The organism is Ruegeria sp. AB11, from assembly GCF_056536325.1.
The window spans coordinates 429422-442962 of the sequence record NZ_JBQFJO010000001.1 but is presented as its reverse complement, the minus strand read 5'-3'; the positions used below and the strand labels follow the sequence as shown (position 1 = coordinate 442962).

General features: G+C 55.7%; 15 protein-coding genes and 1 tRNA gene. 11 read left to right on the top strand and 5 right to left on the bottom strand.

The window, feature by feature from the left end:
* Nucleotides 1-14: 14 nt before the first annotated feature.
* From ACR3EJ_RS02350 to ACR3EJ_RS02330, 5 genes are all read left to right on the top strand, one after another.
* Complete coding sequence (locus ACR3EJ_RS02350) at nucleotides 15-1403, top strand: TadA family conjugal transfer-associated ATPase (protein WP_170547190.1); 1389 nt, start codon at nucleotides 15-17, stop codon at nucleotides 1401-1403.
* A gap of 3 nt (nucleotides 1404-1406) precedes the next feature.
* Nucleotides 1407-2378, top strand: coding sequence for a type II secretion system F family protein (locus ACR3EJ_RS02345; protein WP_170547193.1), 972 nt, complete (start codon nucleotides 1407-1409; stop codon nucleotides 2376-2378).
* A 10-nt stretch (nucleotides 2379-2388) separates the two neighbouring features.
* Nucleotides 2389-3390 carry a type II secretion system F family protein gene (locus tag ACR3EJ_RS02340; RefSeq protein WP_010443529.1) on the top strand — a complete coding sequence of 334 codons (1002 nt, stop codon included), beginning with the start codon at nucleotides 2389-2391 and terminating at the stop codon, nucleotides 3388-3390.
* Between the two features lie 224 nt (nucleotides 3391-3614).
* Nucleotides 3615-4469, top strand: coding sequence for a LuxR family transcriptional regulator (locus tag ACR3EJ_RS02335; protein WP_170547196.1), 855 nt, complete (start codon nucleotides 3615-3617; stop codon nucleotides 4467-4469).
* Nucleotides 4459-4944, top strand: coding sequence for a prepilin peptidase (locus ACR3EJ_RS02330; RefSeq protein ID WP_170547199.1), 486 nt, complete (start codon nucleotides 4459-4461; stop codon nucleotides 4942-4944). The genes ACR3EJ_RS02335 and ACR3EJ_RS02330 overlap by 11 nt, the downstream gene beginning before the upstream one ends.
* Nucleotides 4945-5273: 329 nt before the next feature.
* On the opposite strand, the gene ACR3EJ_RS02325 is transcribed toward ACR3EJ_RS02330, so the two are convergent.
* Together ACR3EJ_RS02325 and ACR3EJ_RS02320 are read right to left on the bottom strand one after the other, a co-directional pair.
* A tRNA-Ala gene (locus tag ACR3EJ_RS02325) sits at nucleotides 5274-5349 on the bottom strand.
* Nucleotides 5350-5488: 139 nt separating this feature from the next.
* Nucleotides 5489-5812: a TIGR02300 family protein gene (locus ACR3EJ_RS02320; RefSeq protein ID WP_010443532.1), complete on the bottom strand. Its 324-nt coding sequence runs from the start codon at nucleotides 5810-5812 to the stop codon at nucleotides 5489-5491.
* A 100-nt stretch (nucleotides 5813-5912) separates the two neighbouring features.
* Between ACR3EJ_RS02320 and ACR3EJ_RS02315 the strand changes: the two genes are divergently transcribed.
* From ACR3EJ_RS02315 to ACR3EJ_RS02305, 3 genes are all read left to right on the top strand, one after another.
* On the top strand, nucleotides 5913-6605 hold the full coding sequence (locus ACR3EJ_RS02315; RefSeq protein WP_260023888.1) for a M48 family metallopeptidase: 693 nt from the start codon (nucleotides 5913-5915) through the stop codon (nucleotides 6603-6605).
* A 30-nt stretch (nucleotides 6606-6635) separates the two neighbouring features.
* The gene (locus tag ACR3EJ_RS02310; RefSeq protein ID WP_170547205.1) at nucleotides 6636-7283 is read left to right on the top strand and encodes a GntR family transcriptional regulator; all 648 of its coding nucleotides are present in this window, start codon (nucleotides 6636-6638) and stop codon (nucleotides 7281-7283) included.
* A 112-nt stretch (nucleotides 7284-7395) separates the two neighbouring features.
* Complete coding sequence (locus ACR3EJ_RS02305) at nucleotides 7396-8526, top strand: lytic murein transglycosylase (protein WP_170547207.1); 1131 nt, start codon at nucleotides 7396-7398, stop codon at nucleotides 8524-8526.
* Nucleotides 8527-8530: 4 nt separating this feature from the next.
* Here ACR3EJ_RS02305 and ACR3EJ_RS02300 read toward each other — a convergent pair whose 3' ends face one another.
* The gene (locus ACR3EJ_RS02300; protein WP_170473917.1) at nucleotides 8531-9493 is read right to left on the bottom strand and encodes an acetyl-CoA carboxylase carboxyltransferase subunit alpha; all 963 of its coding nucleotides are present in this window, start codon (nucleotides 9491-9493) and stop codon (nucleotides 8531-8533) included.
* A 122-nt stretch (nucleotides 9494-9615) separates the two neighbouring features.
* Here ACR3EJ_RS02300 and ACR3EJ_RS02295 point away from each other — a divergent pair, with 122 nt between their 5' ends.
* A complete protein-coding gene (locus tag ACR3EJ_RS02295) occupies nucleotides 9616-10449 on the top strand; it encodes an AraC family transcriptional regulator (protein ID WP_170547210.1) in 834 nt (277 codons plus the stop codon).
* A gap of 1 nt (nucleotide 10450) precedes the next feature.
* Here the strand turns inward: ACR3EJ_RS02295 and ACR3EJ_RS02290 are convergent, their stop codons facing one another.
* Entirely contained in the window at nucleotides 10451-11047 is a 597-nt protein-coding gene (locus ACR3EJ_RS02290; protein WP_170547213.1) for a LysE family translocator, read from the bottom strand.
* Nucleotides 11048-11120: 73 nt separating this feature from the next.
* Here ACR3EJ_RS02290 and ACR3EJ_RS02285 point away from each other — a divergent pair, with 73 nt between their 5' ends.
* Together ACR3EJ_RS02285 and ACR3EJ_RS02280 are read left to right on the top strand one after the other, a co-directional pair.
* A complete protein-coding gene (locus tag ACR3EJ_RS02285) occupies nucleotides 11121-11573 on the top strand; it encodes an Lrp/AsnC family transcriptional regulator (RefSeq protein WP_170547216.1) in 453 nt (150 codons plus the stop codon).
* A 119-nt stretch (nucleotides 11574-11692) separates the two neighbouring features.
* Nucleotides 11693-12271 carry a PA14 domain-containing protein gene (locus ACR3EJ_RS02280; RefSeq protein WP_170547219.1) on the top strand — a complete coding sequence of 193 codons (579 nt, stop codon included), beginning with the start codon at nucleotides 11693-11695 and terminating at the stop codon, nucleotides 12269-12271.
* 49 nt (nucleotides 12272-12320) lie between these two features.
* Here the strand turns inward: ACR3EJ_RS02280 and ACR3EJ_RS02275 are convergent, their stop codons facing one another.
* Nucleotides 12321-13283, bottom strand: a complete 963-nt coding sequence (locus ACR3EJ_RS02275) for an L-malyl-CoA/beta-methylmalyl-CoA lyase (RefSeq protein WP_170547222.1) — start codon at nucleotides 13281-13283, stop codon at nucleotides 12321-12323.
* Nucleotides 13284-13541: the final 258 nt, after the last annotated feature.

Here is a 13541-nt window from a genome sequence, read left to right as displayed (position 1 = left end):
TTGGAGTCTAAGGGATGTTTGAAAAGTTTACACGCGCCGGGCGAACCAATGAGGCCGAAGTAATCCAGCTTAACCAGCATGCAGAGCAACTGGCCCAAGAAATTCAGCCTGAGACCACAGCAGAAGATACCGAACTGGCCGACTGGCTTGAGCTCAAAAGCACTTTGCACGAGGCTTTGCTGGAACGGTTGAACCTTTCGGTGATCGAAAAGGTTGAGAAAGACGTGCTGCGGCGCGAAGTCGCCGGGGTTGTTGGCGGTGCGTTGTCCCAAACCGGCAGGCCGCTGAATACCGAAGACTTCAACCGCATCGTCGAAGAACTTCTGGACGAAATTCTGGGTTTTGGCCCATTGGAGCCATTGCTGGCCGATCCAACGATCAACGACATTCTGGTTAACGGTTATCAGACGGTCTATGTCGAACGCTCTGGCCTGCTGGAGCGCGTGCCGGTGCGGTTCCGCGATGAAAAGCACCTGCTGCGGGTTATCGACAAGATCGTCAGCAAGATCGGGCGTCGTGTCGATGAACGGCAGCCTTGGGTGGATGCCCGGCTGGAAGATGGCAGCCGTGTCAACGCAATCATCCGCCCCTGTTCGATTGATGGTCCCAGTGTTTCAATTCGAAAATTCGCCCAGTCGAAGCTGACGATGGAAAAGCTGGTCGCAAATGGCGCTCTGAACGATGCCGCCGCGCGGTTCCTGCAATCGCTGGTATACGCGCGCCTGAACGTTCTGATCGCCGGCGGGACGGGATCGGGTAAGACAACGATGTTGAACGCCTTGTCTTCGTATATCGACCATGGCGAGCGTGTCGTCACCATTGAAGACGCAGCAGAACTGCAACTCCAGCAGGAGCATGTTGTGCGCTTGGAAACACGCCCGCCATCTCCGTCCGGCGACGGCCAGGTCATTCAGCGTGATCTGGTGCGCAACGCGCTGCGTATGCGCCCCGACAGGATCATTGTCGGTGAGGTTCGCGGAGCGGAGACTTTCGACATGCTTCAGGCCATGAACACGGGCCATGATGGTTCGATGACGACTGTACATGCGAACTCGGCGCGCGATTCATTGGGCCGCCTGGAGCAGATGGTCACGATGACGGGTATCGAATTTCCCGCCGCAGCCATTCGATCCCAGATCGCGTCGGGGCTGCACTTTATTGTGCATCTGTCGCGGTTGGCGGATGGATCACGCCGCGTCACCAGCATTTCGGAAATAACCGGGATGGAAGGTGAGATTATCACCATGCAGGACATCTTCGTGTTCCAGAAAAAGGGACGCGCGGAAAACGGCGAAGTGCTTGGTCAGTTTGTTCCCACTGGGATTCGTCCGAAATGCTATGACTTGCTCACAGCTGCTGGCGTCGATCTCGAACCCGAGACTTTCCGAGTATCAGGAGGCTGAGGCATGACCAGTATTAACACAGCCGAACTTCTTAACTATCTGACGCTGGCTTGCGTCTTCGTCGGAATTTTCATGCTGATTACCGGTGTGTTCCACTTTGCCCGTCGCGGTGAAAACCACGCCGAGGCTCGCAACCGCCGAATGCGCATGGTCCGGCAAGGCGTTACCGATGAAGAACGGCTGGCCTTGCTGCTTCCCGAGACCCAGACAGGGTTTTTTGCAAAGATCCCGTTTTTTGGGAACTTGCCGGATACGCTAGTTCAGGCGGGGCTGCATGTTTCAGCGAAAAATTTTGTGCTGCTTTGCCTGTTTGGCACCTTGGCGATCGCAATCGCCGGTATGATGTTTCTACCGCCCTGGCAGGCGGCCCCGATCGCACTCATCCTGGGTGTGCTTATGCCTGCATTGGTGGTGAAATCGCGGCAGGCTGAACGCCAAAAAGCTTTGACCAGTCAGTTGCCCGATGCGCTAGAGCTGATGGCGCGTGGCCTGAAAATTGGCCACCCGGTCAACACCTCGATCAAAGCCGTTGCGGACGAGATGCAAGACCCTATCGGGTCCGAGTTCGGCATCATTTTCGACCAGATCAGTTTTGGCGACGAATTGCCCGACGCGGTTCAGGACTTTGCTGACCGGGTCGGTTCGGAAGATGCACAGTACCTGGCGGCAAGCATGGCAATCCAACACGGCACTGGTGGCGATCTGGAGCGGATCGTGTCCGTTCTGGCCACCGTGGTCAGACGGCGCATTGCATTGCGTGCGCGGATCAAGGCCATTTCCGCAGAAGGGCGCCTGTCCGGGTTTCTTCTGTCGATCATTCCGCTGGTGATCATGGGGTTAATGACGATCAACGCGCCTGGATATTACACCGACGTCAGTGACGATCCCGCATTCATCAAACTTGCAGTGTTGGTTGTCGTTCTGATGGTCTCGAACGTCATCATCCTGCACAAACTTGTCAATTTCCGTATCTGAGGGCAATTTCATGGAAAATATTCTGGAAATTATGTCGCTTCGTTTCGGGCTGCCAGCCGAAACAATTCTGCTGACCGTCTTTGGTCTTGGCGTTTTGCTGGTGTTCGTCGCCGTAACCTCGGCGTTAAGCCGCCGCCATCCAGCGGCTGTCCGTATCGCCAATCTGCGCGCCCAAAGGTATGAGGCCCGCAATGACCGTGGACTGTTGCGCGAAACTCTGGTCACCCCTAAAGGTCTTTTTAAGGCCGCACTGCCCAGTAGGGAAGCTGAGCGGCGCAAGATCGAGGATCAGCTGATTCAAGCCGGGCTGACCGGTCGAAATGCCCTGCGGATCTACACGCTGACTCGGGTTTGGCTTGGGATTTTCGTGCCGATGATTGTGGGTCTGCTCATCGTTGCCTCAAGAACGCCTGGCATCCCCGTTCCCAGCGCGATTACGGGCATTTTTGAATCCATCAGCAAAGCCAACGCTATTCAGCTTATCGGTTTGCTGACGGCCGTCGGATATTTTGTTCCCGCGGCCTGGCTGAAGCATCGCCGCAAAGAACGTCAGCAGCGTATCCGCGATGCATTCCCAAATGCTCTCGACCTGCTGCAGATCTCGCTTCATGCTGGGCTGGGCTTTGATGCCGCTATGACACGGGTCGGGAACGAACTGGCGCTGGCCTCCCCTGACCTAGCGTTTGAGTTTCTGAACACTCAGCACGAGATTCAGGCCGGACGACCCCGCGCAACTGCGCTGTCTGACATGGCGCGGCGTACAGGGGTTGATGAAATCCAGTCCTTTGCCACGGTTGTCCAGCAATCCATACGCTACGGGACCAGTATGTCCGAAGCTCTGACTACCTATGCGTCTGAAATGCGGGACTCACGCGAAACACGGGCACAGGAACTGGCAAACCAGCTACCGGTAAAGATGTCCGCTGTTCTGGCCGCGCTGATGCTGCCGACGCTGATCATCATTACCGCCGCACCTTCGATGATTCGATACTTCCGGGGCTTTGGGGCGTAGAATTCCCGCCCGTATCCGCCGTAATTGCGTGTTCGGGCGGGTCATGTTTCCAAAACGAGGACAAACGGGCGTCTAGTTTCGGCAGATTTTGCCCAGTTTAGAGAGAAAAGAGTAAGCTTTTAGGTAGTTAAGTGGAGTCCGGCCACACAAAAAATCGCGACGCAATCGACGGGTGGGGGTGTCTGTCGAAAGGGTTGATCGGGTTTCGGTCAATGTTAAACGGTATGAATAGTTTGTTTTCGGCGCATCGTTTCGCGCCCGGTGCAGGGGCACCAACGTCAGAACTTCTAAAAGTCGTAGCTGTCCTTTGCCAGGCGACTCAGGGGAAAGTCCCACTGCTAAATGCACTGCGCGAAACAGCTCGCGCAATTGATGCGGAAGTCGTTTCAATCAGCCGGGTGGACCTGCACGGCAATCAGAATTCGGCAAAAGTGCTGAGCTACGACGCCAATCACAAGACGCTGGACAGTTTCAGCGGTTTCGATTTCTGCATCGCGCCTGCCATTTGCGGAAACAACATGAGCCGGGCCAAACTCGGGTCGGCTTGGTTCGGTGGACAGGATGACCTGTCCGAATACGAACATCTGTCAGAGTTCTATGCGTTCCGCAGGTTTTCCGAGTCAGTTTCCATTCTGCTGGAACGACAAAATGGTGTCGCCGACTTTCTGGAATTGCATTTCAGCCACCCCATCTCTTCGGCCGTGGTAGATATTCTGAGCGTTCTGGGCCCTGTTCTGTCGGATTGCTGGAAGAAAAGATCTCTTGGTCGGTTTTCCGAAGCGAAGCTGAAAAACACGCGCCGAAAGCTTATCAAGAAAGAACCAAAAAGCATTTTGTCTATGGACAACCCTTGTCGGCTGAGTCGCTCGGAATATCGGGTTTGCCTCTTATTGGCGCGGGGATTGAACAACAACGCCTTGTTGTCCGAGCTGTCGATTTCAATTTCGACACTGCGTACGCATCTTCGCAATATCTACGTCAAAACAGAAACGTCATCTCAACCCGAATTGATCCATGATTTGCTGACCCCGATGGTCAAGCGCCAATCGCTGAATGCGGGTAGCGAAAATGTCGCCTGAAGTCGCGCAGTTCGTCCCTTTGATCGTCATTACTCCGCTTTTGGCTGCAATGGCATGGAATGACCTGAAGAACCTCAGGATATCCAATAAGCTGGTGCTGATAATGCTCGCAGCTTTTGTTCTCTCCGCGCCCGTGTTTCTATCCTTCCACGAGACGGTATACCGCGCGGTCTTCGGCGTCGGCGTATTTGTCGTTGGTTTTCTTGGTTTCACGCTGCGCCTGTGGGGTGGAGGCGACGTAAAGGCAATCGCCGCGCTGACATTGTTTGTGCCCAGCTACTTTCTTTTGCTGTTCTTTTACACTTTCACCCTGTCCATGGTCGTGGGCATGCTGTTTGTGATCACAAGCCGCTCGATAATTGGATTTCCGGAATGTCGCTGGCTCGCATTGCGACCAAAAGCCAGCTATCCGATGGGTGTATCGATAGCCATGTCGGGTGTATTATTGCCCTTGGTTGCGATGGGTTTGGGGTAGTACTTCCAGGGTAGTCTTAGGCCTCATAGCCAATATATAACGGTTGCTGGAGTGCTATAGCAAAAAGGAAGGCCTATAGGTATCTGTCGTAGCAGGTGGTAACGCGTCTCCAGTCTTTCAACCGGCCAAACATGATCTGGGGTGGTGTGTTGAGCACCACATCGCTTTATGAACTGTGAGGAAAATTCATTTTTGCGGTTTTCAGGTTGTTGGCGACATCGCTTAGGCGACTCTGATGTGTAAGAAAAATGAGCGTCCGCTGCGAACCCAAAGGAAATTTCTTTTGCCAAAAAGGAAGAACTATGGGTGTTGGATCATGAGGAGAAAAATGGTGGAGCCTAGGGGAGTCGAACCCCTGACCTCTTGCATGCCATGCAAGCGCTCTCCCAACTGAGCTAAGGCCCCATGCAGGTACCGCCAAAGCGGTGGACGGACGTTTATGAGACGTCGCCGTAGAGTGCAAGTCCAAAAATCGGATTCGGTGAAAAAGTGCGAACCAATCCGGTGGACTGGGATGAGGCAGCCGGGGCTGCCTCGAAACCCATCAGTTTTCGTCTTCTGACGACATGTCCTTGATATCGTCCAGCGAAACGTTGTCGCTGTCGTCATCATCGTCCAGCAGATCGTCATCCAGTTCGACATCGACGTTGTCGTCATCATCCAACACGATATCTTCGTCCGACGAAGCTTCACGTGCTTTAACCGAAGCCGCATCTTCGGCGTCTGCCGCGATCATCCGGCTTTTGCCGGTTTCCAGTTCAACGATCTCGCCGGTATAGGGGCTGACGATCGGGTCCTTGTTAAGGTCGTAAAAGCGTTTACCAGTGGTCGGGCAAACACGCTTTACGCCCCATTCTTCCTTGGGCATATCAAATCCCCTTGATATCAGGTGAATCTCATCAATGATTCAGGTCACCTGCCATAAGCGGCAGGCACTGTCAAAGCCTTTGCGCGAAGGAGATCGGCCCATGGGGCGACACGCATTGCCTGGAACCCCTCCGGTGCCGCTGACATTGCGCAAATCTGCGCAGGCAAGACGGATCAGTTTGCGGATTTCCCAATTGGATGGGCGGGTTACGCTGACCTACCCGAAAGGTGTCGCCGAAGCCGAGGCTTTGAATTTCGCGCATCAGAAAGAGGATTGGATTCGCGGTCATCTTCAGGACAGGCCAGACCAGGAAACCGTTGAGTTCGGTCAATCCATATCAATAGAGGGAAAAGCACGGCGAATCGTTCAAATCTCAGGTCGGCGGGTGCTGCTGAAGGGGGACGAGATCGGTGTTCCTGCTGGGGCGGAGGCGCGGAGACTCGTCCGGTTTCTCAAAGAACTTGCCCGCGATCGTTTGACCGGAGCGTGTGATGACTATGCCGCAATGTTGGGTCGTCCGTATAGTAGCATTACGCTGCGTGATACGCGTTCGCGTTGGGGATCCTGCAGTTCAGCTGGTGCGTTGATGTTTTCATGGCGACTGATCCTCGCGCCGCCTGAGGTGCTGCACTACGTGGCCGCTCATGAGGTGGCGCATCTGATCGAAATGAACCATTCTCCCGCCTTCTGGGCGCAGGTCGAGCGGATATTCGGCCCGTACAAAGAGGCCCGCCGCTGGTTGCGCGACAATGGGGCTGAACTTCACCGCTATCGCTTTGAACCCGCCGCTTGACGCCGGGAATGTTTGTGATCACATAAGCTCATGCTGACCACACGCCCCGCCGAGTCCCACACCGCCACCCATGATCGAGTATATCGAACGCTCAGATCTCGGATCATGCATGGTGAGATGGCTCCGGGGCAGGCGCTGACATTGCGCGGTATAGGCAAGGAATTCGGTGTGTCGATGACGCCTGCGCGCGAAGCAGTGCGGAGGCTGGCGGCGGAAGGCGCGCTGTCACTGTCCACCTCGGGTCGCGTGTCGACCCCTGAACTGACAAGGGATCGGATCGAGGAGTTGGCGGCATTGCGTGCGCTGCTTGAGGTTGAATTGGCCAGTCGCGCCCTGCCGCGCGCGCACATGGCACTGATTGACCGGCTGCAAAGCATCAACATGGCAGTCGCCGAGATGGTCACTAAACGCGACGCGGTTGGCTATATCCGTTCCAATCTGGAATTCCACCGGACGCTTTACCTGCGCGCACAGGCCCCCGCGATGCTTGCAATGGCCGAGACCGTTTGGCTGCAGCTTGGTCCCACGATGCGGGCACTTTATGGCCGACTGCGACGAACTGAGCCGCCGCATTACCACCGTTTGATCATCGCAGCGCTCAAGGCTGGGGATGAGCCAGGTCTTAGATTGGCGGTGCGCTCGGACGTGACGCAGGGATTGCGCCTGCTCGTAACCTGAGCGGCTTGTTGCCCATCTCATTGACAGGTTGGTTTCAGATGCTGCTCTGCTGGTCTGAACGGGCGGGCTGCGTTATCCTGAAAGCAAATCACAACAAGAGCAGATTTCAATCATGATCAATCGAAGAACTTTTTCTATCGGGCTTGGGGCGACGCTGTTGGCAGCCTGTTCAACTGGCAGCGCACCAACCAGTGCTCCAGCGTCGCGAATGCGTGCTGTCCCGAACGCTGGATGGGATGCGTGGGTTGCTGGTTTCAAAGGCCGGGCAGCGTCGCAGGGCATCTCTCAATCTACCCTGAATCGCGCCTTTCAGGGGGCGGGATATTTGCCCGACGTGATCGAGCGCGACCGCAATCAGGTCGAGTTCAAGCGCTCGCTTGAGGATTATCTGGCCATCGCCGCGTCGGACGAACGGATCAGCACCGGCAAACAGATGCTTGTGCGGCACGCAGGGACTCTGTCGCAGATCGAAGCGCAATATGGCGTCGACAAGGAAATCGTTGTCGCAGTGTGGGGGCTAGAAAGCCGCTATGGCGCGCGGCGCGGTGATGTGCCGGTGATCTCGGCGACCTCGACGCTGGCCTATGATGGGCGGCGCGGGGCGTTCTTTGAAAAGCAACTGGTGGCGGCGCTGAAGATCATTCAAGAGGGCGATACAACCCCGGCCAACATGACCGGCAGCTGGGCCGGAGCGATGGGACACACCCAGTTTATCCCTACCTCTTATCTAGCCTATGCCGTTGATTTCACCGGTGATGGACGTCGCGATATTTGGTCCGAAGATCCGGCAGATTCGTTGGCCTCAACCGCCGCGTATCTGTCGCGCGCCGGTTGGGTGCGGGGTCAGCCTTGGGGTGGGGAAGTCGGTACAGTCTCGGGCTCTCCGGTGGCTGTGTTACAACCGCAGACGCCCGGTCCACGCATAGCGGTGTTCCGCAATTTTCAAGTGATCAAGCGCTATAACAACTCGGACAGCTACGCGATTGGTGTTGGCCATCTTGCGGATCGGATCGCGGGCGGGGCACCGTTCCAGGCCTCATTCGGGCCGGACGCAACCGGGTTGACGCTTGACGATCGCAAAGAGCTACAGCGCCGCCTGACATCTGCGGGCTATGACACGCAGGGTGCAGATGGAGTGATCGGGAAAAACACCGAGGCCGCAATCAGCGCATATCAACGCGCCAACGGGCTGTCCGTAACCGGTCAGCCTTCAGTGGCGTTGTTGCAGAGTTTGGGAGGCTGACGGCTTAAGCCGCCAGCCCTTTTGAGCCGATATCCAGGAATTTCTGACGGCGGTCCTTGATCAGGGCTGCCGCATCTTTTCCGTCAAGCTCTTTCAGCATCGAAGCAATTGCAGTCCGCACGGATTCAACCGCTGCAGGGCGGTCGCGATGCGCCCCGCCTTTGGGTTCTGGAATGATGTGGTCACAGATACCCAGTTTGTGCAGGTCCTGAGCCGTCAGACGGAGCGCTTCGGCGGCTTCACGCATCTTCTCGGCATCCTTCCACAGGATCGAGGCGCAGCCCTCGGGCGAAATCACCGAGTAGACCGAATGCTCCAGCATCGCCACGCGGTTCGCTGTCGCAAATGCAACCGCGCCGCCCGATCCGCCTTCGCCGATGATGACAGAAACCAGTGGTACTCCAATCTTCAGGCACATCTCGGTTGAACGCGCGATGGCCTCGGACTGGCCGCGCTCTTCCGCGCCTTTGCCGGGATAGGCGCCTGCTGTATCGATCAGGGTGATCACTGGCAGGCCAAAGCGTCCCGCCATCTCCATCAATCGAACGGCTTTGCGATAGCCTTCGGGGCGGGCCATGCCGAAATTGCGCTCGATCCGCGATTTGGTGTCGCTGCCTTTTTCATGGCCAATCACCATCACCGGTTGATCGTTGAACCGCGCCAGACCGCCAATGACTGCCAGATCGTCGGCAAAGTTCCGGTCGCCGGCCAGAGGCGTGAATTCGGTGAACAACGCATCCACGTAATCGTTGCAATGAGGCCGCTCAGGGTGCCGCGCGACCTGGCATTTCCGCCACGGCGTGAGGTCTCCATAAAGCTCGTCCAGCAGCTTGGCGGCCTTGGCATCTAGCGCGGCGGCCTCTTCGGTCACATCCATTTCTTCATTTGCGCGGGCCAGCGCGCGCAGCTCTTCAGCTTTGCCTTCGATCTCGGCCAGCGGTTTTTCGAAATCCAGATACTGGGTCATGACGCCTCTCAACGCGGAAGTTCCCTGCTATATGACTAATGCTTGTCCCGGATGCAACTCAGCAAGATTTGTGGTTTCACAATATGCGACGACAGGCGGGCGAAGATTTAGGAAGGATACCGATGGCTGTCAGCTATGAAGATCGCGTGTTGCGCGTGTTGGCTTATATCCACGATCATCCCGCCGGGGATTTGTCGCTGGATGCCTTGGCCGACGTCGCGGCGATGTCACGATTTCATTGGCATCGCGTGTTTCGCGCAATCACCGGCGAGACCTGCGCGCAGGCTGCCCGCCGGATACGTCTGCACCGCGCCGCCTGTTGGTTGGTGCAGTCGGAAAGGCCTGTTGCGCAAATAGCGACCGATATTGGTTATCCGAACCTGAAATCTTTTGCGCGAGCCTTTTCCGAGGCCTACGGCAGCAGCCCCACCGTGTTTCGCAAGGCGGGGCAGATTCTGCCGGCTCATCCAAAATTCAAAACCGGAGAATACCCCATGCATCCTGTGACAACCCGCACCGAACCGTCCCGCCGCGTCGTAGCACTCCCGCATAAAGGGGCTTATGCCGAGATTGGCCGCAGTTTTGAGGCCTTTGGTGCCCTATGCGAATCCCGAAAACTGTGGCCACAGGTCGGCCCGATGATCGGGCTCTATCTCGACAGCCCCGAAGACGTGCAGGAAGATGAATTGCGCAGCTTTGCCGGGGCTCAATTCTGCGGCAAAGATATTCCGGAGGGGATGGAAGACCTCAGCATCCCTGGCGGCAAGACGGCGGTTCTGACCTACAAAGGCCCGTATTCCGGCATACACGCCGCCTATCAGACACTGTTCGGAAATTGGTTGCCCGATTCTGGCGAAGAGCCTGCGGATCAGCCTTGCTATGAAATCTATCTGAATGATCCGCGCGAAACTGCGCCCGAGGACCTGCTGACCGAAATCTGCCTACCGCTCAAATGACTTAGTGCGGCCAAAGAACAGGGTAGAGCGAGGCAACAAGAAGTACGGCCATTGTCCAGTTAAATATCAGCAAGCGGTGCGGGTTGGTCAGGACCCGCGCCATTTGTTGGCCCAGAACCGTCCACACGCTGACCGATGGCAGATTGATCGCTCCGAACACCAGCGCAACCAGTATGATGGCTTCAAGCGTTTGTCCCGGCGCATATGCTGCAGTTGCCGTAAGCGCCATGGCCCAGGCCTTTGGATTGACCCACTGAAAGCTGGCAGCCTGAAGGAACGTCATCGGCGTACCGCTTGCTGCTTGTCCCTTTACAGGCGCTGCATGCGCGATCTTCCATGCCAGATACAGCAGGTAAATGACGGATGCGATCTTAAGCACCGTATAACTAACCGGGAAACGGTCGAAAACCTGAACCAGCCCTGCGCCCACCAGCAATACCATGAAGGTAAAGCCCAACCCGATACCCAACATATGTGGTATCGTTCGCCGGAAGCCAAAATTCGCGCCTGACGCCATGAGCATGAGGTTGTTTGGCCCCGGAGTTATCGAGGACACAAAGGCGAACACGATCAGGGCCATCAGAATCTCGTATGTCATGACCGCATTTTCTCGCCGATCTCGGCGAATGAAATTGCTTTTTTTTGCGGCAATAGAATATTATTCACAACAAATGGCGAAGATTGATCGAATAAATCAACATATATTGCGAGAAGTGTCGCAAGATGGTCGCATCAGCAACCTTGATCTTGCCGACCGCGTTGGCCTGTCGCCGTCTGCCTGTCTGCGTCGGGTGCAAGAGTTGGAGCGCGCGGGTGTTATATCGGGCTATCGCGCAGTTCTAAACCCGACAGCCTTGGGCATAGGCTTTGTTGCCTATATCGGCGTCGGGCTGGGTGAGCATACCAAGGCCGCCCAAGAAGGATTTGAAGAAGCGCTGCAGCAAGCGCCCGAGGTGGTCGAATGTCACAATATCACAGGCACGATCGAGTACCTTTTGCGGGTCGAATGTGCAGACCTCGCATCCTACAAGACCTTCCATACTGAGGTTTTGGGAACGCTTCCGCATGTAACCTCGATTACCTCATACGTGGTAATGGGGTCGCCTAAGGATATGCGCGCGTAAAGGCCAAAAAAGTGAATTCTAACCATCTTGCAGGTCAAAAATTCACAGCCTAAGGTCTTTGCAACAGTGTCGTCGGCAGGGATTGATCCCCAAGCGGGCGCGAATTCAGGGAGAAGACCATGAAATTTTTCCGGACCGGAGCGCTTGTTGCCGTCTTAGCAGTTTTTGCGGGTGCGGCGACGGCTGCACCTTTGAAGTTAACGCCTGCAAATCCTCAACCCAGTCCAAAAGCGGGGTTGAATGCAAAGTATAGCTGGGAAGGTAATCCGCCTCGTAAAATCCAAAACCTCGCCAAAGTTAAACAACTATTGAGGAAGGCCAAGCCCGGCGCGCCACTTAGAGGGCTGGACTACCGTGATACGAATGAGGGCGATCCTGTCCTGACTTTCAACGAAGCCTTCAATGTTGCCGCGGAAATCACGGGTTATATTCGTTTTGATTCACCCGGGATATACGAGCTTGAAACCTGGTCAAATGACGGGATCGATGCGTGGGTCGGTGGCCAGCAAATTGGATATGTTAATGGTCGCCAAGGCTGTGAGGCCAACCAACGGACCGAAGTCGAAGTACCGAAAGCTGGTTGGTATCCTCTCAACATCAAGTACTTTCAGAAATACGGTACGTCCTGCTTGATGATGAAATGGGGTAAACAGGGTGAGAGGATAACCTGGACACCCAACGACGTCTTCGGCCGCTGATCATATAAAATAAAAAGGCGCTCGATGGAGCGCCTTTCTTCATTGTAGGTTAGCCACCTGCCGCGATCAGCTCGGACTGCGCTACGATGACTTCGGCCTGCTTGATCGAAGCGATATCCACCAAACGTCCTTTGTAGACGGTTGCGCCTTCACCGTTGGCCTTTGCCTGTTCCATTGCGGCTAGAATTTCGCGCGCTTCAGACACCGCCTCATCTGACGGAGTGAAAACCAGATTAGCCAATGCAATCTGCTTGGGGTGGATGGCCCATTTGCCAACCATGCCCAGTGTGGCCGAGCGTTTGGCTTGCGCGATATATCCCTCATCATCCGAAAAATCGCCGAACGGGCCATCGACCGGCAGCACGCCATGGGTTCGGCAGGCGGCGACGATGGCGGCTTGCGCCCAGTGCCAGGGGTCGGACCAGTGCTTTTCGCCTTCGCGCAGCATGTAATAGTTTTCCTGTGTGCCGCCGATGCCGGTTGTTTGCATGCCCATCGAGGCTGCAAAATCCGCAGCGCCAAGGCTCATGGCCTGCATACGCGGAGATGATGCTGCGATCTCTTCGACATGCGCCAAGCCAGCGGCGGATTCGATGATCACCTCGAAAGAGATGGGTTTGGTTCGGCGCTTGGCCCGCTCGATGGCAGTAACCAGCGCGTCTACCGCATAAACATCCGCCGCACACCCGACCTTGGGGATCATGATCTGATCCAGCCGATCGCCTGCCTGTTCCAGCACATCGACCACGTCGCGGTACCAATACGGTGTATCCAGTCCGTTGATCCGGACCGACATATATTTGTTGCCCCAATCGACCGTATTGAGCGCTTCGATGACATTGGCGCGGGCGGTATCCTTGTCGGACGGGGCCACCGAGTCTTCCAGATCCAGGTTAATGACATCCGCTGCCGACGCGGCCATCTTGGGAAATAGCTTAGTATTCGAGCCCGGGCCAAACAGTTGACAACGATTGGGGCGCGCCGGAGCGGCGGGTTGGATGCGGAAACTCATCTGAACCTCGTCTGAGTAATGAAATTGCGTTCTTTCTTGAGCCTGAGATATTAAATTGCGTGGCGCTGTGCAAGCTTGATTGTGCAGCTGCGGCAATGCGTGTGCAGAATGTTCGAATTTTAAACCGACAAAAGAATGCTTAAAGATTGATCAGTTTGAAAACTTCGAATAGTTTTGCGAGTTTTAAAATTATTGTGCAAGTTTATCCTGTCAAAAGGCGGATTGTAAGGAGAGTTTGAGAAATCCTCGTCAAATCGG

What these genes read in the sequence shown, in the direction of transcription:
- ACR3EJ_RS02350 (WP_170547190.1), top strand. Translation starts at nt 15, where the DNA reads ATGTTTGAAAAGTTTACACGCGCCGGGCGAACCAATGAGGCCGAAGTA.
- ACR3EJ_RS02345 (WP_170547193.1), top strand. Translation starts at nt 1,407, where the DNA reads ATGACCAGTATTAACACAGCCGAACTTCTTAACTATCTGACGCTGGCT.
- ACR3EJ_RS02340 (WP_010443529.1), top strand. Translation starts at nt 2,389, where the DNA reads ATGGAAAATATTCTGGAAATTATGTCGCTTCGTTTCGGGCTGCCAGCC.
- ACR3EJ_RS02335 (WP_170547196.1), top strand. Translation starts at nt 3,615, where the DNA reads ATGAATAGTTTGTTTTCGGCGCATCGTTTCGCGCCCGGTGCAGGGGCA.
- ACR3EJ_RS02330 (WP_170547199.1), top strand. Translation starts at nt 4,459, where the DNA reads ATGTCGCCTGAAGTCGCGCAGTTCGTCCCTTTGATCGTCATTACTCCG.
- ACR3EJ_RS02320 (WP_010443532.1), bottom strand. Translation starts at nt 5,812, where the DNA reads ATGCCCAAGGAAGAATGGGGCGTAAAGCGTGTTTGCCCGACCACTGGT.
- ACR3EJ_RS02315 (WP_260023888.1), top strand. Translation starts at nt 5,913, where the DNA reads ATGGGGCGACACGCATTGCCTGGAACCCCTCCGGTGCCGCTGACATTG.
- ACR3EJ_RS02310 (WP_170547205.1), top strand. Translation starts at nt 6,636, where the DNA reads ATGCTGACCACACGCCCCGCCGAGTCCCACACCGCCACCCATGATCGA.
- ACR3EJ_RS02305 (WP_170547207.1), top strand. Translation starts at nt 7,396, where the DNA reads ATGATCAATCGAAGAACTTTTTCTATCGGGCTTGGGGCGACGCTGTTG.
- ACR3EJ_RS02300 (WP_170473917.1), bottom strand. Translation starts at nt 9,493, where the DNA reads ATGACCCAGTATCTGGATTTCGAAAAACCGCTGGCCGAGATCGAAGGC.
- ACR3EJ_RS02295 (WP_170547210.1), top strand. Translation starts at nt 9,616, where the DNA reads ATGGCTGTCAGCTATGAAGATCGCGTGTTGCGCGTGTTGGCTTATATC.
- ACR3EJ_RS02290 (WP_170547213.1), bottom strand. Translation starts at nt 11,047, where the DNA reads ATGACATACGAGATTCTGATGGCCCTGATCGTGTTCGCCTTTGTGTCC.
- ACR3EJ_RS02285 (WP_170547216.1), top strand. Translation starts at nt 11,121, where the DNA reads ATGGCGAAGATTGATCGAATAAATCAACATATATTGCGAGAAGTGTCG.
- ACR3EJ_RS02280 (WP_170547219.1), top strand. Translation starts at nt 11,693, where the DNA reads ATGAAATTTTTCCGGACCGGAGCGCTTGTTGCCGTCTTAGCAGTTTTT.
- ACR3EJ_RS02275 (WP_170547222.1), bottom strand. Translation starts at nt 13,283, where the DNA reads ATGAGTTTCCGCATCCAACCCGCCGCTCCGGCGCGCCCCAATCGTTGT.